This is a genomic window from Weissella soli, from assembly GCF_001761545.1.
Classification (GTDB): Bacteria; Bacillota; Bacilli; order Lactobacillales; family Lactobacillaceae; genus Weissella; species Weissella soli.
Genome location: NZ_CP017326.1, coordinates 655386 through 677116 on the forward strand (window position 1 = coordinate 655386; position 21731 = coordinate 677116).

The following is a 21731-nucleotide window of genomic DNA, read 5'->3' on the forward strand; positions in this document are numbered from 1 at the left end:
TAATGATTGTTGTCGCAGTCATGTTATTGGCTTATGTCGGTTTGCGCCATGATACTGTGTTTTACCAGAGACAGCTGGCAGAAGTGGTGACCGTGCAAAAAACTAGGACGACGACGCAACACGATGAATTCAATAATGTGACCCACCATATCAACCAAAGGGTGCACATTCGATTATTAAATGGTAAGGCTAGGGGGACCGTCACGACGATCAGTAACAGCTATGATTCTAGTTTGGCGCTAACCCAACCTCTCAAGCCGGGCATGCAGATTTTCTTATCGAGTGTCCACGGTGGCCACGGTTGGCAATTTCGCACAATGAAGCGGGATGCCACCTGGCTGCCCTTATTGTTAGGTATGTTTACCTTGGTGATGGTCCAGATGGGCCAAGCTGGTCGTAAAACGGTGCTTGCGATGGTCGTCAATATGGGGTTATTCATCTTGACAACTTATCTTAGTAGCAGGATGCAGGACGCTGCTGTGTTCTGGTTGTTTATCATTTTTAGTGTGCTCGCTGCGATCATAACGTTAGGCTTAGTCATGGGCTTTCAACAGGAGCAGACCTGGACGGTGATTATCACCGTCGTTTCCACGATTTTTCTGACATTAGGGTTGGCCCAGCTTGTATTTTGGTTGACCAATGAGCGGGGCATGCATTTTGAATTGATGACTTTTATCACCCAGCTACCCGGCCCAATGTTTATGGCGATGACGCTGGTTGGTGTCCTTGGGGCGGTGATGGACGAAGCGACGGACATGATTGCAACATTGTATGCATTACTGATGGCCAATCCCAAAGTGACGGTCCGCCAGCTGATTACTGCGGGACGGCATGTCGGTCAAGAAATCTTTGGGGCCCTCAGCAATGTCTTGTTCTTAATTTTTATGGCTAATGAAATTCCGATGACACTGCTGTATCTGCGCAATGGCAATAACATTGGCTATACCTTCCAAATGAATTTGTCACTGGGGATGATTCAGACCCTCATTTCGGCGATAGGGATTGTATTGACCGTACCGGTCGGGATCTTTTGGGTATGGTTGTTCCGGAGTCGACGGACGCGGGGGATGATGCCATGACAGTGACGATGATGTTAGCGTTTATTTTATTGGTTTTGATGGTATGCATTGGTGGTGTGAAGGGCTTTGGTGCATTTATCAGTTTATGGATTAATTTTGTCATTATGATTGCCATGTTGGTGATGATTAATTTTGGTTTTAATGCCGTGATTGTCCTTTTGATTGGTGGGGTGTTACTACTTCTAGTGACCATTTTAAGCGCTGGTGCTGATGATGAAATCACATCTATCACGATGGGGGCGAGTTTCATTGTGATGGTCGCACTCATTATCCTGATGTTACCCGCTGAATATTTAAACTTAGCACAAGGGTTTGCTGAAGAGAATTCAGAAGAGCTGGAAGGGTTGTCATTGTCCATTGGGTTGAACTTTGTCTCAATTGGGCTTGTGGCTGCCGTTGTCGCAACTTTGGGTGCCATTGCCGAGGCATCAATTGCCGTGACTGCTGGCACTTATGAGTTGATTGAGCATAATCCAAAGATGACAGCGACTGAAATTTTTAAAACTGGGAGTCAGCTGGGTTATCAAATTGTTGGTACCGCAGTCAATACGGTTCTCTTTGGCTTTATGGCTGATTTCTTAAGCTTAGGCGTGTGGTATGCCAAGCTAGATTACGCGCTCGGTGACATTATTAATTCAAAGCTCTTTGTCTCAACTATGTTGTCGATGATTTATGCTATTTTGGGGGTCATTCTAGTATTACCAGTTTCCTTAGGCTTAATCGTTTGGCAACATCGTCGTCGCCATGAGAGCACCTGACTAAAAAAATGAAAACCCCAAAATGTCGGGGGTTTATCTATAAAAAATGAGAAGCTTATGGTATGATTAGACCGTAAGTTTTTTAGTTATCATAATGACTAATTAAGTATTAAGAAAATCGAAGAAAGTTGGTACGTTACATGAGTAAAGTACTTGTTATTGAAGATGAAGTAAATTTGGCGCGCTTCGTTGAACTTGAACTACAGCACGAAGGCTATGAGCCACAAATTGAAGACAATGGTCGCTCTGGTTTGGAAGCTGCCATGAAGGATGATTTTGACCTCATTTTATTGGATTTGATGCTTCCTGAACTGAGTGGTTTGGAAGTTGCTCGTCGTTTACGTGAAGTCAAGAACACGCCTATTATCATGATGACTGCCCGTGATTCAGTGATTGATCGTGTCTCAGGGTTAGACTATGGTGCTGATGATTATGTCGTGAAGCCATTTGCGATCGAAGAATTATTGGCACGCGTACGGGCTTTGTTACGACGGATCGACATTGAAACCGAAGAGCATTCAACGCACCAAAGCGTCGTTAAGTACCGTGATTTAACTGTTGAAAAAGAAAACCGGATTGCTCGTCGTGGTAATGAAATTATCAATTTGACGAAGCGTGAGTACGAGTTGTTGTTGATTTTGATGGAAAACATCAATGTTGTGCAATCTCGTGAAGAGTTATTGAAGAAGGTTTGGGGTTACGAATCAGACATCGAAACAAACGTTGTGGATGTTTATATTCGTTATTTGCGAAACAAGATTGATCAAAAAGATTCACGGGCATCATATATCCAAACCGTTCGTGGTACCGGATATGTCATGCGTCAGTAAATAAGTGAGGTCTTACAATGGATAAATTGTCCATTGTCAATGAAACGCCCCGCGCAGAAGGTTTGTCTCTTAAGTGGAAGTGGGCACTCGGTTCTGCCGCGGGCGTTTTTTTGATATTTATAATTTTTAGTATTTTTTTGGTGACTGCTTTTTCAAATTCAATGATTCAGACCGAGCGTAAAGAGGTCCGGGATACGTTACAAACCGTGAGTTCACGGCTCCATTCATTGAAGGCAACGCAGATGTTACCAGCCGAAATCGACAAGAGTTTGCAACCAAAAGAGGGCCTCGGGTTTCAAGAAACCTTGCAGGATCCAGTCTTGATGTCGATTTCGCGGGATGATACGGTCGTACGTGTCTATAATAACGCGAAGGCTCAAGTATATCCGCTCGATGGTCAGCGACTGGACGTTAAACTAACCAGTCACCAAAAGATTAGTACACTGTTCAAAGATGGCCAAGAAATGATTATCGGTCAGATTCCTTTGTATGATAAAAAAAATCAGCGCATTGGCACGGTTGTTATCGAAAATCAATTAGCCGACTATAATCAACTCTTCAAGCGTATTTACGCTATTCTGGCGGTTTTGATTACGCTGGGCTTGATTCTGATTGCCTTATGGGGCTATTGGCTAGCGGATTATTTGTTACGGCCCGTGACGACCATTGAACAGGTTGTGAATGATTTGCAAGCTGATCCGCAATCACAAAGTCGCGTACCGATTCCAGCTAAACACCATGATGAACTCACCGCACTGTCGCAACTGATGAATACAACGCTTGATCGGATGCAAGATTTCATTTTAGCGCAGCATCAATTCGTTGAGGATGTCTCACACGAATTACGCACCCCAGTGGCCATTGTTAAGGGGCACATGGAGTTGTTGAACCGTTGGGGTAAAGATGATCCCAAAATCTTGGAAGAATCGATTCAAGCTTCGCTACAAGAGATGAGCCGGATGCAAGGATTAGTACAAGAAATGCTTGATTTGACACGTGCTGATCAGGTTGAGATTACCTTCCGTGATGGCAAGACTGATGCTAAGGAAGTCATGAATGCAGTGTTCAATAATTTCAAGATGATTCATCAAGATTTCTTGTTTGGGTTAGACGACTCACTATCAGGCCCGACTTACATTAATATGTCCCGTGATCACCTTGAACAAATTTTGATTGTTTTGTCAGATAATGCGGTCAAGTACTCACAGACTCGCAAAGAGATTCACTATGCAATTGCGCGGACTTCGACCATGGTCCAGATTGCGGTGCAAGATTTTGGTGAAGGTATCAGTGAAGAAGATGCCAAACACGTTTTCGACCGTTTTTACCGAGTGGATAAGGCACGTTCTCGTAAACAAGGTGGTAATGGACTCGGCTTGAGTATCGCCCAAAAGCTGGTCGAAGGGTATGGTGGCCGCATTGAATTGGAGTCTTCACTGGGGAATGGTTCGATTTTTCGGTTAAGTTTACCAATCAAAGTAGCTAAAAAATAAGCACACAGACGTGTTTATTTGGCGGAACCAAGGTATAATGACGTTATATCTGGTTGTGATGAGGCTTTAAAGTTACAGATTTAACGAGGTGTTTAACATGAATTTTTATCAACCAACTGTCGAAAAAGACGACATTATCAATGAAAAAATTGCCCAATCTGGTCGCTCAATGATGTTTTTGACCGCAGATTGGTGTGGTGACTGTAAGGCTATCAAGCCATTTGTTCAAGATTTCCGCGACACCGTGGAGAGCAAGGATATCAAGTGGTTTGACGCTGACCGCGACGAAAATATCGAAGTGGCTAAGGCGCAAGGATTGATGGGTATCCCATCATTTGTACTGTTCGAGGATGGTCAACAAGTGAAGCACTTTGGGAACGGTGAACGGTTGAACCCAAAAGAAGTTGCTGCATGGGTTGCCGCCTTGTAAACAAAATTTAAACGACTGAAAGCGTATTGTGATACATTTTTAGTCGTTTTTTGTTATCCTAGAATAAGGATAACTGTTACAAGGGGTAGCACGTTGATCTCAAAATACATGGAACCAGTAAATCATGACATACGCAGAATTTTTATTAGCCACTAAGGGCATGCCAGATACATATTTATTGGCAGTTGCTGTTAGTAAAAAGAGAGTCACGTCAATCACTGAAGTGACTTTAAATGATACTGACATTATTTTAGTTACGGGCACACAGCACCAGCCACTACAACTCGGTGAATTTAGCAGGCTTAGTTTGCACGACACGGCAAAATTGACATTGGCATCAGGTAAACCCGTTTTTGGTTACCGCGTGGCAGCAGAAAATTTGATATTAGGATAGGTTATATGAATAAAAGAATTTGGTATATTTTAGCAGCATCATTAGTATTATTGGTCGGTGTGGGTGGATTCATTTTGACCAATGCCCATACTATTTCGACATCACCCAAGGAAACCTTGTCTGACCATCGCACAACTAAACCCATTCAAGGTTCAACCAAAAAGAGTCAATTAGAAAACAAAAAAGCCTACAGTGTTCCCAAAGCAGACAAAAGTTCTGCTAACTACGTCGCATCTGGTCATGCGTCAAAAATCGGTGAGTATACCATTAGTTCCCAGGGCAATAAGGCGGTGTTAGCAGCAAAGTCAAACGTCACACAAACAATTTCCAATGGTGATTTGACTTATACGGTTAGCAAGGTCACCAAGTATAATAATGACCCTAAGACGGATGAAGCCGTCGAGATGGCCCGACTGGCGTTAAATACGCGCGACATCGATGGCGCCTACACGACATTAACGATTAAATATACGATCGAAAATACGGGATCAAAGAACCTTCAAACTGATGGTGTGTCAACAGTTGCATATACGGATGGTAGCATTGTGAGTCCATTAAATGGCCTAGATAATGATGCCAGTCTCGCGCAAACAACTTTAGCAGCTGGTGATAAGAAAACGACCTTTGCCGTGGTCTTAGTACCAAAAGCGTTAGCAGCAACGGTGAAATCAATTCAGATCGAATTTGCTTCAATTGCTAATAGCAGTCACCAAAAAGTTCAAAAAGCTTCTGACGGATTGACCGTCAATTTCTAATTTTTCTTAAGAAAACAGCGTGCTAATCGCTAATCGTGTATAATGAGATTTTAGGTTATGCGGCAATGTATAACATCAAATTGAGTTAGAATGGAAGACACAGTTATGATTAAACGTCCTGGATATACATTTTCAAAACGCTTTCTCGATATCTCTGTGGCTTTGTTTGCATTAATATTATTATCACCAGTATTTGCAGTGATTAGTTTGTTCTATGTCTTCGGCGCAAATAAGGGGCCGATATTTTACAAGCAACGACGCATTGGAGAAAATGGACAGCCGTTTTATATTTTTAAGTTCCGCTCGATGGTGGTCGGTGCTGAAGAAAAGCTCTACAGCAATCCAGCATTGTATGATAAATTTGTGGAAAATGGCTATAAACTACCAACTGAGGAAGATCCCCGTATCACGAAGTTTGGTGCCTTTATTCGCAAAACGTCATTGGATGAATTACCCCAGTTTTTTAATATCTTAATCGGGGATATGACCGTGATTGGTCCAAGACCCGTTGTGGAATCAGAATTAGTCGAATATGAATCTCCCGAGCGAATTGCGAAGTTTCTTTCCGTTCGTCCTGGGGCAATGGGATTATGGCAGGGATCTGGCCGGAGTGAGATTGCTTACCCGCAACGGGCTGATATTGAGCTGGAGTACGTGGATCAGGCTAGTATCTGGTTTGATTTCGTCGTGCTATTTAAAAATGTCGGGGCAATTTTTGCTGGCACCGGCGCTGAATAAAATTATCTAGACACAGACTGTAAAGACTATTGACTTTACAGTCTGTTTTTTGTATTATATATAACTGAACAAAGTGTCTAGCTAGATTAAACAATATAGTTAAATTAAACACGGGAAGGGAGGGAATCTATCATGGCAAAGGTTGTTGTTCGTAAGAATGAATCACTTGATGATGCTCTCCGTCGTTTCAAGCGTGGTGTGTCAAAGGATGGTACATTGCAAGAATACCGTAAGCGCGAGTATTACATCAAACCATCCGTACAACGTAAGCTTAAGGCTGAAGCTGCACGTAAGCGTAAGAACAAGAAGAGCCGTTAATTTGGTTCTGCCGGACTACTTAGCGGTAGTTCGGCTTTTCTTTTAAATTTTTTTTGGAGGTAAGGAACATGAGTTTACTTGCAACGTTAACTGCAGACATGAAGACGGCGATGAAGGCTAAGGATAAGGTGACGCTAAGTGTTGTCCGTATGCTGAAGTCATCAGTTTCAAACGAAGAAATCAAGTTAGGGCATGAGCTATCAAGTGATGAAGAAGTCGCGGTGTTGTCACGTGAATTAAAGCAACGTGTCGAAGAATTCGATTCATACAAGGATGCTGGTCGTGACGAATTGGCGGCTGACATTGAGGCCCAAATTGCGGTTGTTAAGCAGTATATGCCAGCGCAATTATCAGCTGAAGAAGTAACCACAATTGTTAAAGAAACCATCGCTGAAGTCGGCGCTACATCAAAGGCTGACCTGGGTAAGGTGATGGGGGCTTTGATGCCAAAGGTGAAGGGTAAAGCCGACGGTAAGTTGGTTAATAAGACTGTGCAAGACTTGTTGGCATAACCCATAAGGAAGACGTAGCCAGGTATGGCTGCGTCTTTTATTCTGTGATAAAACACCCCGTCAAGGGCGCATTCCTGTTATAATGGAATAAATTATTTTAAAAAGGGGTACGATTTTTGGCAAACGTCGAAAAGATTTATATATTTGAGAACCCTGAACAAGAGATTGGGTTAATTGGGGCACAAGATGTTAACTTAAACTTGCTTGAAGAAGGTATGCAAGTGAAAGCTGCCACTTTTGGTGACCAACTGAAGATATCCGGTGCTGAAGAGGCCGTGCAACAAACATATGACATCGTTGCGCAATTAACCGGCCTCATTCAAAAAGGTATCAAAATCCATGCCGCCGACATCGTTTCAGCTATCAAAATGAGCGAACGGGGTACATTAGAATACTTTTCTGATTTGTACACTGAGACTTTGGGCCGGAACGCCCGTGGTAACGCGATTCGTGTTAAAAATTATGGGCAACGGCGCTATGTGCAATCAATTCGGCACAATGATGTGACTTTTGGTATCGGCCCTGCTGGTACGGGTAAAACATATTTGGCTGTCGTCATGGCAGTCGCTGCCTTGAAGCGTGGTGATGTTGATCGCATCATCATTTCACGGCCAGCGGTCGAAGCGGGTGAAAGTCTTGGCTTCCTCCCAGGCGACTTAAAAGATAAGGTAGATCCCTATCTACGGCCGATTTATGATGCTTTACATAATATCTTTGGTAAAGAACATACTGAACGTTTGATGGATCGGGGGACGATTGAAATCGCTCCCTTGGCCTATATGCGTGGCCGGACGTTAGATAATGCGTTTGTCATTTTGGATGAAGCGCAAAACACCACACCGCAACAGATGAAGATGTTTTTGACGCGTTTGGGATTTGGCTCACGGCTGATTATCAATGGGGACATTTCCCAAATTGACTTGCCAACCAAAACGAAGTCGGGCCTCATTCAGGCACAAGCGGTTTTAAATAACGTGCCACATATTGAATTTGTCCAATTTGATTCAGCTGATGTTGTCCGTCACCCAGTCGTCGGTGCAATTGTGACGGCCTATGAGCGCTACGATGCTGCGCAAGAGGCAGCCAAGCAACAACGTATCCGGGAACACAAGCAAGAGAATAACTAGGGGTTACTGATTATGGATTTGGCTATTTTTGACCAAACAACGGCTGGTGTGGCCGAACAACACATTCAACTGGTGCATGATATTTTAAACTATGCCGGTGAGTACATGCAACTGGCCGATAACACTGAAATGTCGGTTACCTTCATGAACAATGATGCCATTCAGTCATTCAATCGTGATTATCGTGGTATTGACAAGCCCACGGACGTCATTTCTTTTGCGATCGAAGAAGGCGATGATCTACCAATTCTGCCGGATGAAGCCATGGCTGAAGACATTGCCCCCAACATCGGTGATATTTTAGTCTCGATCGACAAAGTTGGCGAACAAGCCAAGTATTTAGAACATTCATGGGAACGTGAACTTGGGTTCCTAGTCGTGCATGGTTTCTTGCATTTAAATGGTTTCGACCACATGCGTGGGGATGAGGCTGAAAAAGAAATGTTCAATTTGCAACGGGAGATTCTTGATAGTTATGGACTCACAAAATAAAAAAGGACCCCAACCAGTTAAAGAACAAATTGATAAAAATGCCACTTTTATGCAGTCGTTAGGCCATGCCGTTGAGGGTATTGGCCAGCTGCTGATTCGTGAACGTAACATGCGTTTTCATTTCTTGGCAGCACTCATGGTGATTAGTGTCGGCATTTGGCGACATATTGGCCGCGCGGATTGGCTGTGGATCGTGGTCGCCATTTTTATCGTCGTCATGGCTGAATTCGTTAACACAATGGTTGAAGCTATCGTGGACCTGGTAGTGGGTGATGAATTTCATCCGTTGGCCAAGATTGCCAAAGATGTTGCCGCCGGGGCGGTCGTTTTTGCGGTCGTCTTCGCGATTGCGATTGGTTTTTTGATTTTCCAGCCATATTTTTTTCCATCTTTGAACAATATATATTAAGTAGTACGCATTTAGCGTGGATTATTTAGGAGATTTTAGAAAATGAGCACCCCAGATTTTAAGTCAGGCTTCGTTGCCTTAGTCGGTCGCCCAAACGTTGGTAAGTCAACGTTGTTAAACAAGATGATTGGTGAAAAAATTGCCATCATGTCACCAAAAGCCCAAACAACTCGTAACAAGATCCAAGGTATCTATACGACTGATGATGGCCAAATTGTGTTCATGGATACACCAGGTATTCATAAACCCCAAAACTCATTGGGTGATTTTATGGTCAAAACAGCTATGTCAGCCATTCGGGAAGCCGACATGGTCTGGTTCTTAGTCAATGCTGACGAGGAGCGTGGTGGTGGTGATGATTTCATTATTAACCGTTTGAAGGATACTAAGACTCCGGTTTACTTGATTATTAATAAAATTGATTTGGTTAAACGTGAAGACTTGTTAGCCCAAATCGCTGATTATTCTGCCCAAATGGAATTCGCCGAAATCTTCCCAATCTCAGCCTTAAAGGGCGATGGTGTCGATGGGTTGCTTGAGTTTACGATGGGCAAGATGGAAGCTGGCCCTCAGTACTATCCGGCTGATCAAATTACCGATCACCCCGAGCGTTTCATCATGGGTGAGTTGATTCGGGAAAAGGTGTTGCAATTGACCCGTCAAGAAGTGCCCCATTCAGTGGCGGTGGTGATCGACAAGATTGAGCGTCAAGACGAGCACCATTTGCACGTGCAGGCAACAATCGTGGTCGAACGACCAACGCAAAAAAATATCATTATTGGTAAGCAGGGTGCCATGATTAAAGAAATCGGTATCCGTGCCCGTAAGGATATTGAACGACTTTTGGGTGACAAAATTTTCCTTGAGACATGGGTTAAGGTTGAAGAACGTTGGCGTGATAAGCCACAAGCGCTCCAAACTTACGGTTACAAGGAAGACGAAATCTAAACTGAGAGTCGTCTAAATGGCAACTTTAGAAACGGATACAGCGGCTGAAATCGCTTGTATCCGTTTTTGGTGTCAACTTGTTTGGCGACAACAGTGCTATATTAAAGTGAATGATCGGTTTTAATGGTAAAATGAGAAGACACGTTTTTGAAGGGAGTCATCATGCAAATCATCAAGTTACATCATCCGGTTGATCACACCAAATTGACAACGGAACCAGTTGTTTTAGCAATGGGATTCTTTGATGGGGTACATGCTGGGCATCGTGAGGTGTTGACCACTGCACGAGCCAAAGCGGCTGAGTTGGGCGTTAAATTTAGTGTGTTGACTTATAATCAACATCCTTCAATTGTTTTTAAGCAACATACACGGCCCATCCGGTATCTGACGACGCTGAACCGAAAGTTAGCGTTGTTTGAAGAGCTTGGCGTGGAGATTGCCTATGTGGCTGATTTTACTTCAGCGTTAGCGCAGTTGACACCGCTCGATTTTGTAAATCAATACATGGTCGGCCTAAACGCTCAGGCGGTCGTTGCTGGTTTTGATCATACGTATGGTCCCAAAAATGTCGCAACGATGGCACAATTACCCGGTTTTGCTGCGGGCCGTTTTGAGGTGATCGAAGTCCCTGAAGTCCGCATTGATGGTTTTGAGGGGGCGTCCACCCACGCACGTGAGTTGGTCGATCATGGTGAAATCGAGGCTTTGAACCATCTGTTGACGATTCCCTACCAAACAAGTGGGGTCGTCGTCCATGGTGAAGCTCGGGGCCGTGAAATGGGTTTTCCAACCTTAAATATTGAAACTACCGCCGGCGAAAGATTACCAGCAGAAGGTGTGTATATTACGACCGTTAATGTAAATGGTGTTTGGTACCAAGGCATGGGCCAAATCGGCCATAATATCACATTTGGTGATCACCGGCCACAGACCCTGGAAATTAACTTACTAGACTTTAAAGCAGAGGTTTACGGTGAATTTGTTGCAGTTCGTTGGCATAAATATTTGCGTGGCGAAGTTAAATTCACGGGTATGCCTGGGTTAATTGAACAATTGGAACAAGATGAACGCGATACGCGTACGTATTTCGCGCAACAACAGTAGAAGAAAGGGGCGCAGATGTCCTTTGATGGTTTATTCACTCATGCCATGGTGCATGAGTTAAATGCAACTTTAGCGGGTGGTCGGATCATGAAGATCCACCAACCCTATCCGAATGAAATTTTTCTCGTTATCCGGGCTAATCGACAAAATTATCCGGTGTTGCTCAGTGCACACCCCAGTTTTGCCCGGGCGCAAATTTCACGAATCAAATATAGCAACCCAACCACTGCACCTAACTTTGCCATGATGCTGCGGAAGCACTTGGAAGGTGCCCAATTATTGGCGGTTGAGCAGATTGAAAATGACCGGATTATCAAATTCTCGACCACCGGGCGCAATGAACTTGGGGATGAAGAAAAGACGTCCCTTTATTTGGAAATGATGGGGCGTCACTCGAATCTTTTCCTAGTCGATGAAGCTTCACAAAAGATTATTGATTTGATTAAGCACGTCCCAGCAGATCAGAATCGAGTGCGTTCGCTCATGCCTGGTGGGCAATATATCATGCCACCTAAGCAAGATGTTATTAATCCTTACCAATCTTTGAATGGCTTGGCAAATCTTATTCTAGACTATCCTGAAATTCCTGAGCTTGCTAAACAAATTCAACAACATTTCCAAGGATTTGCTCGCGATTCCGCCCTGGAGTTAGCGAATGTGCTATATCAAGATGGCGACAGCATGCAAGCTGCCCACGCTTGGTTTGCGCATTTTGATCAACCGGCACCACAATTAATCACGACCGAAAAGGGGCTTAATTACGCACCCTTTGACTGGTTGACTTTACCTGGTCAACGGGTGGCCTATTCGACTCTTTCAGAGATGCTGGATAGCTACTTTGAGGAAAAATCAGAACGTGATCGGGTCCAACAACAAGCATCGATCGTGATCCGTGCGGTTCGTAATGAGTTAAAGAAAAATCAGACTAAGATTAAAAAGTTCTATCAAGAATTAGCGATGGCTGATAATGCTGATGATTTTAAGGTGAAAGGCGAGTTATTAACCACTTACATGCACATGGTTGAACGGGGCATGACTGAAATTGAATTGCCTAATTATTACGACGATAACAAACCTCTGAAGATCAGCTTGTCGAATCAAATTGGACCTTCTCAAAACGCGCAAAAGTACTTTACGCGCTATAACAAGTTGAAAACTTCGATCAAATTTATCAATGAACAAATGGCTTTAGCTGAAAAGGAAGTCGCTTATTTTGAGAATTTGATGGCTCAAATTGAAATTGCCTCGCCAAAAGATATTGAAGAAATTCGCCAAGAATTGATTCAAGAGGGGTATATGCGGGTGCAGACCAAAAAGAAGCAGAAAACTCAGGTGAGTGCACCGGAAAAGTTTTACGCAACAGATGGAACATTGATTGAGGTCGGCAAAAACAACCTGCAAAACGAACGGTTGTCGATGAAAACTGCAGCTAAGTCAGATATTTGGCTACACACAAAGAACATGCCCGGCTCCCACGTCATCATTCATGATAGCGACCCTAGTGAGGCAACTCTTTTGGAAGGTGCCAAATTGGCAGCCTACTTTTCAAAGGGGCGTGATTCCGCGAATGTCCCTGTTGATTACTTACCCGTCCGTCGTTTACGGAAGCCAAATGGCTCAAAACCTGGGTTTGTTATCTTTGAAGGACAGAGTACGGTCGCAGTAACACCTGATTTTAGCTTGGTGCAACAGTTGCGTCAGAACAAACCGGCGCCTCAAAGCGCGGCCAAGGAACTATAAAGAATTCCTAAGAAAACGAACGACATTGGGTGGTTCGTTTTTTTAACCACTAAAACAGGGTAGAATAGATAGAAATGGGAAACGAGGGGGCCAAGCATATGCTTCGTGAAATTGCACTGGCAGATTTAAACACCTTACAATTGGCAATTAATGCCGGCATTGAGCGGGTTGAACTGAATGCCCATCTGGAACTTGGCGGGGTCACACCAGCTGACGAGACCGTCCAAGAGGCCGTTCGTATGACCGAAGCCGCCGGTATCGATCTGGTGGTCATGGTTCGGCCACGCGCCGGTGATTTCAATTATTCATATAATGAGATTGAAGAAATGCTCCAAATCATCAAGCGTTTCCGTACGCTTGGGGTCAAAACAGTGACATTTGGGGTCTTGACGGCCAATCATTGTTTGGCACGTGATAAGATGTTTAAATTAATCGAAGCCGCAAAACCGATGCAAGTCGTTTTTCACATGGCTTTTGATGATATTGTGCCGCAAAAGCAAGGGCAAGCGTTACGTTGGTTAGCTCGTTATGGGGTGATTCGGGTTTTGACCCACGGTGGGCCACTTAGTGAGTCGATTGATGAGACGTTGCCCCATCTAAAAATCATCAAGTCACTCGCACAGCAAGACATTGAAATTTTGCCTGGTGGCGGGGTAACTCACGTCAATGCGCATCAAATTGCAACGAGCTTAGCGGTCAATCAAGTTCATGGGACGCATATTATCAAGATGTAATTTTAAAACGAAGAGGATTTATTATGCGTCACGACCTGTGACAGTTCATGATGAATCCTTTTCATTTAGCTACTTTGCGTGTGACAACATATTTAATGTTGTTTAGACTATTTGTGTAGTACAATTATAGTAATTGTTTTTACAAGCAGAGAGGTTAGTATGAAAACAATCTTAGAAGCACTGCGCGATACTGAAAAAGCGTATCGCGATGTATTAAAAAAGATCAGTAAAGAAAACGGCATTACGATTGCTGAATGGTCATTATTGGGCTTTCTAGCAGACGGTTTTGACACACAAGATAAGCTGAGTAAGGAAATGAATTTGGATAATTCAACGCTGTCACGTCAGCTAAGCTCTTTGGTGAAAAAAGAGCTCGTGTCAAGTGTGGCAGTGGGTCGGGATAGGCGCCAACTCATTTACGAAATCACCACAGCGGGTGAATTAGTATTGACATCAGTGAACGCACAACACCATGCGTATGAAAATAACGTCTTTAAGTTGTGGTCTGACGAAGAGAAGTCAATGATCCAAATTTTGTTGAATCGTTTAGAAAAGTCACTTCAAAAATAGGAGGTTGACATGGCAAAGCACGCAATTGTGATTTCGCTTGACTCATTAGGTTTTGCGGATTTGCGAGACCGACTACAATTTTTGCCCAATTTAGCAGCACTGGTCAAGCAGGGTACCTGGGTCAAAGAGGTCAAGGGCGTTTATCCATCAATTACCTATCCATCGCATACATCGATTATCACGGGGACCTATCCGAAAACACACGGGATTGTGAATGCGACTCTGATGCAACCTGAACGGATTTCTCCAGATTGGTACTGGTATGCCAAGGATATTAAAGTGCCAACGGTCTATGATTTAGCCCAAGCGGCCGGGTTGAAGACGGCGGCGTTTTTGTGGCCTGTGACGGCCGGCGCAAAAATCAACTGGAATATTGCTGAAATTTTCCCCAATCGTATTTGGACAAATCAAGTGACCACCTCACTGAAGGCCAGTTCACCCTTATTTTTGCTTGGTATGGATCGTAAGTTTGGTCACTTGCGACAAGGGATTGAACAGCCAGCGTTAGATAATTTCATTACGGCTGCGGCGGTTGATACCATTATCCGAAAAAAGCCCAATTTAACCTTGATTCATCTGGTGGACATGGATAATCACCGTCATCGTTATGGCGTGCGTTCGCAACAGGCGATCGATGCCTTGGATCGGTTAGACAAACATGTTGGTGAATTGGTGGCCGCGGCCAAAGAGGCGGGGATCTATGCTGACACGAACTTTATGATTCTGGGGGATCACTATCAATTAAACGTTGATAAGATGATTCACCTGAATATGATTTTTGCCGATCGCGGTTGGTTGAAGAGCACGCGTAATGGTCGGGTTAACCGGCATTGGCGCGTGATTGCTAAACATGCCGATGGCGCAGCGTATATCTATGTAAGAGATTCTAGTTTAGTGGATGAAGTTCGCCAAGCAATCAAGCCAGTCAAAGGTGTCAAGACCGTCTTTGAGCATGCCGAAATTGCCGAGTTTGGGGCAGATACAAATGCAACTTTCATGGTTGAAGCGGCAGATCGGTACTTCTTTACGGATGAAACTGATCGACCAAATGTTGTGGAAAATGTCACCAATGCGATGCTGGAAGCTGGTGAACCTGATCGTTATAAGGGGACCCATGGTTATCATCCTTGGCATAATGACTATACGACAACGGCGATTTTTGCGGGTCCCGATATTATCGTTGATCAAGTCTTAGATTTAGACGTCGATTTAACCGATGAGGGCCCAACGATGGCTAAATTACTGGACTTAGAATTTGACACGCCCGTTGATGGTCACGTGATGGCCGCCATTTTTAAGGATTAAAAAACAGCTTGTCAAATAAGACAAATGAACACAACTTCTGACGATCACGGTCTCTGGCTGGTGATACCCAACCAAAGGTGCAAACTCATTCATTATTTTGCTATTTATTCCATTAGGCATTTCTGGCGGATGATCACTTGGCAGATTGACCAGCATTGTTGGAAGCGTCAGATGCCTTATTTGGCGAGAACATATTTTGATCACTTAACTTTGCGCGCCCTAAATATGGATGCAAGTATGCGTGATGTTTTTCATTGCGTAGCATGCCACGTGCCCTCAATTTGGGATGGTAATCGAGCTTAAAAGAGAGAAGAAATAGAGGAATAGTTTATGAAGGTCGCCATTGTGACTGATTCGACATCATATTTGACAGAAGCAGAAATTGCGAAATATGATATTAAAATTGTACCAATGCCGTTTATCTTGAAAGACAAGATTTATAAAGAAGGGGTGGACGTCACGACTGCAGAGTATTATGCCATGCTGTCGGAATCGGATAGTTTCCCCACCACATCACAACCATCTGTTGGTGAGATGATGGCATTATACGAAGAACTCAGGGATGAAGGCTATGAAGCGGTGATTTCAATTCATTTGGCTTCAACAATCTCTGGCTTTGTTTCCAATGTGGCCTCATTGGAAGGCAGCATTGAGGGCCTGGATATCTACGCCTATGATTCAAAAATCACGGTGCGGTTAATGGGTAATTTAGTTTTGAAGGCCGCGCAAATGGCGGCCGCCGGTAAAACACCTGCTGAAATTTTGCCGGTTTTGGACGAATTACGGGACACCATCGATGAGTATTTTGTCGTCGACGATTTGCAAAATTTGGTGCGTGGTGGGCGCTTATCCAATGCTGGTGCGCTGATTGGCGCGGTGTTGAAAGTTAAGCCTATCTTGACCTTTGACAACAATACCAATCATATCGTGCCTTTCGAAAAGGTCCGTTCAATGAAAAAAGCCTTGAAACGGACAGAAGAATTATTTAATGAGGCCTTGGCTAAAGCCGATTATCCGGTGCGGGCGATTGTCATTCATGCCAATAATGAGGCTGGTGGTCGCGCTTTTCAAGCTGAGGTACAAGCGCAACATCCTGATATTCCGGTTGATTTGTCATACTTTGGTCCAGTCATTGGTACCCATTTGGGACAAGGTGCAATTGGCTTAACTTGGATGCGCGATATTGATTCACTGTAATATAATTGATTAGAGGGGTGTGCCGGGGCGCACTGGAAATATCATTGAAAGAAGAGAAATTATGACGAAAATCAAACTTGTGACAGATTCAACTGCTATTTTATCTGATGCTGAAATTGCTGAATACGCGATCACTGTCGTGCCATTGACCATTGTCATTGATGAGACAACCTACCAAGATGGTGTTAATTTGGGGCGTGAAGAATTTATGGATAAGATGGCAGCGGCTAAGAATTTGCCTAAGACTTCAACACCTTCAATCGGCACTTTCCAAGAAACCTATGAACGCTTGTTAGCTGAAGATGACGACACGCACATCATTTCAATTCACTTGACACCTGGTTTGTCTGGTACTTACAACGCTGCCCAACAGGCTGCTAATATGTTTGATGGTGATCGGATTACGGTCATTGATTCCGCATTTATCGATCGTTCATTGAGTTTCCAAGTGTTGCATGCTGGTCAGCTGATCAATGCTGGCGCTAGTGTTGCTGAAGTCGTCGCTGAGATCGCCAAGACCGAAGCGAATACTGAATTATATTTGACGGTGGCATCACTGGATAACCTTGTTTCCGGCGGGCGTTTATCAAAGACCGTTGGGTTAATTGGTGGCCTATTGAATATCCGGATCGGTGCCCATGTGGTTAACGGTGATATTCAAGTTGAAAATAAGGGGCGTGGCGCTAAATCAACGAAGGCCTACTTGGCTAAAGTGATTGAAAAAATGCACGCTGCCCCCAATGGCATTGAGCAAATTGGTTTGTCGCATGCGGGTATTCCTGACGCGGCACAGGCATTTGGCGAAATCTTGCGGACGGAGTTCCCGGATGCCCAAATTGCCATTAACCAAACATCGCCAACAATCTCAACACATACTGGGGTTGGCGCCTTTGGTTTGAGTTATTTAAAGAAGTAAGTCCGCAAAAGGCACCCCATGTCAATGTGAGGTGCCTTTATCAAATTACCGGCCAGTGCTCGGCAATTTGATAAGGGCAAGTCCATCACAAGGAGGGCTAGATGGGTAAATATTATTTCAAAATAGGGCTCATCTTGATGAGTTTGATGTTGACGATGCAAGGGTCACCCGCGTTGGCTGCTGAGAATATTCCCCGCGCTGACCGTAAAAAAACGGTTCGCATCGTGGCTGTCGGCGATTCATTGACTGAAGGGGTTGGGGATACCACTAATCAGCAAGGCTATACCAAGCGTATCGCGCGAAGTCTCAAGAAGCAGTTTAAGACGACAAAGTTTAAAACGGCCAACTATGGCAAGGCTGGTGATCGTTCTGACCAGATTTTACAGCGTGTGCAGCTGAATGCTGCTGCCGTCAAAGATATCAAACGGGCTGACGTCGTTCTATTGACAGTGGGTGGCAATGATCTGCAACAAACCTTATTTACGGCGATCTTTGCGCAATCAAAAAGCCAAATTAACCACAAGGTTGCCAAGAGTTTACCAACTTACTCAAATAAATTAACCAAATTAGTGAAATATATTCGTAAAAACAATGCTGATGCTAGCATTTTTATCTTTGGTAATTACAACCCCTTATATGTCTATTTTGCAAATCGAACTGATTTAAATATCGCAGTCAAGCAATATAATGCGGTCAATCTGGCCAAGGCAGCGCTTGAAACCAATATGTATTATGTCTCGACTTTCAAACGGTTAACCTATGGTCAATATCAGACGACTGCTGCGAGGGCGAAACTCGTCAAAGTAGCTAAATCAGCTAACCGTGGTTCAGTCAAAAATAAGCTGGTTGAAGAGGCCTTAACTGAGAAAGACCATGAAAAAAATGCCTACATTACCACATTGGATCACTATCATCCTAATGATAAGGGGTATGATGCCATGACGAAGTTGTTGAAAATAAAGATGGTGGCACATCAGGAAGGTTGGCTACAAAAGTAATGCAAAATTATAACAAGCTCGGTTTTTTACGCCCTTCGCGGGATCGCGTGCAAGGCATGATTGCTGGTATTGGTGGTACCTTAGTCGTCCTGGTGGTGCTTGCCACAACCCTGCTTTTTCTGCCAACTAATGGCCAGATCAATGAAGGCACCAAACAAAATATCGGCAAGGCGGCCTTCGTGGTCAGTGTCAACCGCACCCAACTTAATGCACTGGTCGACCAATACTTAAATTCAGATCCTAAGTTGAAGGATAAGCTTCGTTTAGAGATGGGCAAGCATGACATGATGGTATATGGTACCCAAAAGTTATTGGGTCAGTCGGTCGACTTTGGCATTCGTATGAAACCAGAGGTGACAAAACATGGTAGTATCACGCTCCACGCTGAATCGATTGCGGTGGGTCAGCTACCACTACCGGTCACATTTATCATGAGGGCCTTAAAGAATATGGCTAATTTACCCGTGTGGATGCAAGTGGATGCGCAGCAAAAAACGATTACCATCGATATGGGTAAGACACCAAAGATGCAGGGCGTGCAGTTTAAGGCTGTGAAAATTAACCCCGAGAAAAATCAATTTGTCTTTAAGGGAGGCTTTGAATAATGCGCCGTCCATTTTATCAATGGTTGATGACTCAACGTAATCCGGTGGCTGCCGATGAAATCCAAACTTTCGCGAATGCTGCCTTTTATGATCAAATTTTTCCCAAGCAAAGTGAAAACTTTCAGGAGATTTCAAGCTATTTAGAAGAAAATGCCAGCTATCTACAGAATATGTCGGTCTATGACGCAGCCTGGGAACAGTATCTGCGCGCAGAGGATTAAGACCATAGCTTAGCTGCTGATTGAAAGTGAGAACACGATGGCTGTTCTCACTTTTTTTGGCATGCCTATGGCACAGTGGGCTTCTGTTTGCTGGCATAGATCGGCGACTGGTAAAAACATTTGACTGAATTTCGGTTAACTTTTATACTTAAAATATGAATGCAATTTATTATACTTTGACGATTGAAAATGATTTATTACTGCACTTTTGGCATGCGGGGACCTATGCTCGTTTCTCCTTTACAGAGGACCAGACACTTTTTCTCTCTAAATTGGAGTGGTTAACCACGAATCAAACGTATTACAAAATCGCTTACCGTGGTGGCCATGTGGAAAAGCCACTCATGATTGCAGTCCAACTACTGTCGCAGACAGACTTATCCCAGGCAGCCATCTTGACAAAGTTAAGCGACTTGCAGGCATTAGAAGGGGCGCCAAGCAAGCGGCTTGGTCAAGTATTAAAAGATGACGCCAAAGATTATTACGACCGCTATTTGGAACTATTAACGCTGCCACGCTTGTTGGACATTGAAACCTTCGATGGTCGTATTTATCATAACCGTTTCGATCGGTTAGAAATTCAAGCCCAATTATTACCAGCTCGTTCCACCGCAGAATACTTGCAGCATTTGGAGATAATTTTTTTAACGCCCGCTTTTCAGGCTGTTTTTCAGCAAAAACAGTATTTGTTAGCAACGTTTGCTGATCACTTTCACATCCCAGTTAATGCAACAACGACGGATGCTCAATTAACTGAGTCTTTTTACACCCAGGGCAAGTTGTCCGACGCTAAGGGTGTGTTCATTCCGAAGCGCTTTCTGAGCTTTACCTATTTTCTCAAAGGCGACTTAAATAAACTTTATCAAATCTATCAGATGCGTCATCCCAAGCAGGCCATCAAAAAAGCCTTTGGTAAGAATGGGGCGTTGACGGTTCTGGGGGATTTTGTCATTTCTTCGGCCGCGGCGGCACCGATGGGTTTTCAAATCGCAGCTTTCAATCCGGCTAAGCTCTGGACCAATCAGACCAAGCCACTGCACTATCAGCAAGCGATTCGTTTAGATCTCACCCATATTCAAGCAGCGATTATGAAAGAGACTGTGGCAGATACGTATTTCCAAGCATCTTTAGGGGTAGTTTTGGATAAGTGGTGGCGTGAACCAGACCATCGCGTAGCTTTAAACCGGCTTTTGTACCCCATTCAGGGGACCATGGATACGCCTTTTAAACATGACTTGCAAACACCAAACTATGCCTATAGTATGCGGATGACCCATAATCTCTTAGTGGTGGGGCTATTAACAACCTTGGTGGCAGAGGGGATGCGCCCAATCAGTCTGAATAATGAAGTGATTTTTTTGGAGCTGACTAATTTTAATCAGGATCGGTTTGAACAGCATTTGCAAGTCCTCAATACCTATTATCATTACACCTTGGTTAGCCAACTGGTCATTAAAGATACCAATAATTACACCTACTATGATGAGACACTGGGAGAACAGGTCTTTCGGGGGGCTTCCTTTAATCATCATGAGGGTGCTGATGTGACGACCAATATGGATACGCCACCCATCGTGGATCGGGTTTTGCAGATGATGGTGACGGAACTTGGTACGTTTAGGCCTGAATTAATTGCGACATTCGTCACCCGTTTCGTGACGAGTTTGGATGCGGCTAGTTTAAAAGAATATGTCATGGTACCAGTGTATCCACTCAAAAATCGCCGTCAATATCTTTATCGTGCTGATGCCTATCGGGAAATCACGACGGCACAGGCTTATTTTGCGTCTAAATCTGCGGAGGCTTGGCAATATAAGCAGTTATATGTCAGTAAAAGTAAACCAAAAGATCCAGCAGTGACTGCTTTTTTGCAAAAGTATGATCTTGATTCGTCAGATAATTTGCAAGAGGTGGCACATAGTCGCTTGATCTTGGAGGATATTGCCAATGTGACACCTGAGAAGCTGGATTTAGACTACTATGTGGCATTAATTGAACAAGAAATGGCCTTGTGGCTGTAGAAAAGAGGTCCTGTGAGGATGCCGGAATAACCGGTAT

General features: G+C 43.9%; 25 protein-coding genes. All 25 read left to right on the forward strand.

Annotated elements, in window-relative coordinates:
- The first annotated feature begins 2 nt into the window (after positions 1 to 2).
- Positions 3 to 1079, forward strand: a complete 1077-nt coding sequence (locus WSWS_RS03115; RefSeq protein ID WP_237342598.1) for a YibE/F family protein — start codon at positions 3 to 5, stop codon at positions 1077 to 1079.
- Positions 1076 to 1837: a YibE/F family protein gene (locus WSWS_RS03120; protein ID WP_070229906.1), complete on the forward strand. Its 762-nt coding sequence runs from the start codon at positions 1076 to 1078 to the stop codon at positions 1835 to 1837. The genes WSWS_RS03115 and WSWS_RS03120 overlap by 4 nt, the downstream gene beginning before the upstream one ends.
- A gap of 140 nt (positions 1838 to 1977) precedes the next feature.
- Positions 1978 to 2667, forward strand: coding sequence for a response regulator transcription factor (locus WSWS_RS03125; RefSeq protein WP_070229907.1), 690 nt, complete (start codon positions 1978 to 1980; stop codon positions 2665 to 2667).
- Between the two features lie 17 nt (positions 2668 to 2684).
- Positions 2685 to 4160: a HAMP domain-containing sensor histidine kinase gene (locus WSWS_RS03130; protein WP_070229908.1), complete on the forward strand. Its 1476-nt coding sequence runs from the start codon at positions 2685 to 2687 to the stop codon at positions 4158 to 4160.
- Positions 4161 to 4257: 97 nt separating this feature from the next.
- A complete protein-coding gene (locus WSWS_RS03135; protein ID WP_070229909.1) occupies positions 4258 to 4590 on the forward strand; it encodes a thioredoxin family protein in 333 nt (110 codons plus the stop codon).
- Positions 4591 to 4714: 124 nt separating this feature from the next.
- A complete protein-coding gene (locus WSWS_RS03140) occupies positions 4715 to 4984 on the forward strand; it encodes a hypothetical protein (RefSeq protein ID WP_070229910.1) in 270 nt (89 codons plus the stop codon).
- Between the two features lie 5 nt (positions 4985 to 4989).
- Positions 4990 to 5739 (forward strand): DUF4352 domain-containing protein, encoded by a 750-nt coding sequence (locus tag WSWS_RS03145; RefSeq protein ID WP_070229911.1) that lies wholly within the window; start codon positions 4990 to 4992, stop codon positions 5737 to 5739.
- A 105-nt stretch (positions 5740 to 5844) separates the two neighbouring features.
- Complete coding sequence (locus tag WSWS_RS03150; RefSeq protein ID WP_070229912.1) at positions 5845 to 6477, forward strand: sugar transferase; 633 nt, start codon at positions 5845 to 5847, stop codon at positions 6475 to 6477.
- 132 nt (positions 6478 to 6609) lie between these two features.
- The gene (gene rpsU / locus WSWS_RS03155) at positions 6610 to 6795 is read left to right on the forward strand and encodes a 30S ribosomal protein S21 (RefSeq protein WP_070229913.1); all 186 of its coding nucleotides are present in this window, start codon (positions 6610 to 6612) and stop codon (positions 6793 to 6795) included.
- A gap of 68 nt (positions 6796 to 6863) precedes the next feature.
- A complete protein-coding gene (locus WSWS_RS03160; protein WP_070229914.1) occupies positions 6864 to 7307 on the forward strand; it encodes a GatB/YqeY domain-containing protein in 444 nt (147 codons plus the stop codon).
- 116 nt (positions 7308 to 7423) lie between these two features.
- Complete coding sequence (locus WSWS_RS03165) at positions 7424 to 8434, forward strand: PhoH family protein (protein ID WP_070229915.1); 1011 nt, start codon at positions 7424 to 7426, stop codon at positions 8432 to 8434.
- A gap of 12 nt (positions 8435 to 8446) precedes the next feature.
- Entirely contained in the window at positions 8447 to 8926 is a 480-nt protein-coding gene (gene ybeY, locus WSWS_RS03170) for an rRNA maturation RNase YbeY (protein ID WP_070229916.1), read from the forward strand.
- The gene (locus WSWS_RS03175; RefSeq protein ID WP_070229917.1) at positions 8910 to 9335 is read left to right on the forward strand and encodes a diacylglycerol kinase family protein; all 426 of its coding nucleotides are present in this window, start codon (positions 8910 to 8912) and stop codon (positions 9333 to 9335) included. Before ybeY ends, WSWS_RS03175 begins: the two co-directional genes overlap by 17 nt.
- Before the next feature lie 42 nt (positions 9336 to 9377).
- Positions 9378 to 10283: a GTPase Era gene (gene era, locus WSWS_RS03180; RefSeq protein ID WP_070229918.1), complete on the forward strand. Its 906-nt coding sequence runs from the start codon at positions 9378 to 9380 to the stop codon at positions 10281 to 10283.
- A gap of 162 nt (positions 10284 to 10445) precedes the next feature.
- The gene (gene ribF / locus WSWS_RS03185; protein ID WP_070229919.1) at positions 10446 to 11387 is read left to right on the forward strand and encodes a riboflavin biosynthesis protein RibF; all 942 of its coding nucleotides are present in this window, start codon (positions 10446 to 10448) and stop codon (positions 11385 to 11387) included.
- Positions 11388 to 11402: 15 nt separating this feature from the next.
- The gene (locus WSWS_RS03190) at positions 11403 to 13127 is read left to right on the forward strand and encodes an NFACT RNA binding domain-containing protein (protein ID WP_070229920.1); all 1725 of its coding nucleotides are present in this window, start codon (positions 11403 to 11405) and stop codon (positions 13125 to 13127) included.
- A 98-nt stretch (positions 13128 to 13225) separates the two neighbouring features.
- Positions 13226 to 13861, forward strand: a complete 636-nt coding sequence (locus tag WSWS_RS03195; protein WP_070229921.1) for a copper homeostasis protein CutC — start codon at positions 13226 to 13228, stop codon at positions 13859 to 13861.
- 159 nt (positions 13862 to 14020) lie between these two features.
- Complete coding sequence (locus WSWS_RS03200) at positions 14021 to 14431, forward strand: MarR family winged helix-turn-helix transcriptional regulator (protein WP_070229922.1); 411 nt, start codon at positions 14021 to 14023, stop codon at positions 14429 to 14431.
- Positions 14432 to 14440: 9 nt separating this feature from the next.
- Positions 14441 to 15736, forward strand: coding sequence for an alkaline phosphatase family protein (locus WSWS_RS03205; RefSeq protein WP_070229923.1), 1296 nt, complete (start codon positions 14441 to 14443; stop codon positions 15734 to 15736).
- Between the two features lie 330 nt (positions 15737 to 16066).
- On the forward strand, positions 16067 to 16933 hold the full coding sequence (locus tag WSWS_RS03210) for a DegV family protein (protein ID WP_070229924.1): 867 nt from the start codon (positions 16067 to 16069) through the stop codon (positions 16931 to 16933).
- A 61-nt stretch (positions 16934 to 16994) separates the two neighbouring features.
- Positions 16995 to 17849, forward strand: a complete 855-nt coding sequence (locus WSWS_RS03215) for a DegV family protein (RefSeq protein ID WP_070229925.1) — start codon at positions 16995 to 16997, stop codon at positions 17847 to 17849.
- A gap of 101 nt (positions 17850 to 17950) precedes the next feature.
- Positions 17951 to 18847, forward strand: a complete 897-nt coding sequence (locus WSWS_RS03220; protein WP_070229926.1) for a GDSL-type esterase/lipase family protein — start codon at positions 17951 to 17953, stop codon at positions 18845 to 18847.
- Positions 18832 to 19452, forward strand: coding sequence for a YpmS family protein (locus WSWS_RS03225; protein ID WP_236150671.1), 621 nt, complete (start codon positions 18832 to 18834; stop codon positions 19450 to 19452). The genes WSWS_RS03220 and WSWS_RS03225 overlap by 16 nt, the downstream gene beginning before the upstream one ends.
- A complete protein-coding gene (locus WSWS_RS03230; protein ID WP_070229928.1) occupies positions 19452 to 19673 on the forward strand; it encodes a YozE family protein in 222 nt (73 codons plus the stop codon). The genes WSWS_RS03225 and WSWS_RS03230 overlap by 1 nt, the downstream gene beginning before the upstream one ends.
- A gap of 155 nt (positions 19674 to 19828) precedes the next feature.
- On the forward strand, positions 19829 to 21694 hold the full coding sequence (locus WSWS_RS03235) for a hypothetical protein (protein ID WP_070229929.1): 1866 nt from the start codon (positions 19829 to 19831) through the stop codon (positions 21692 to 21694).
- The last annotated feature ends 37 nt before the right edge of the window (positions 21695 to 21731 follow it).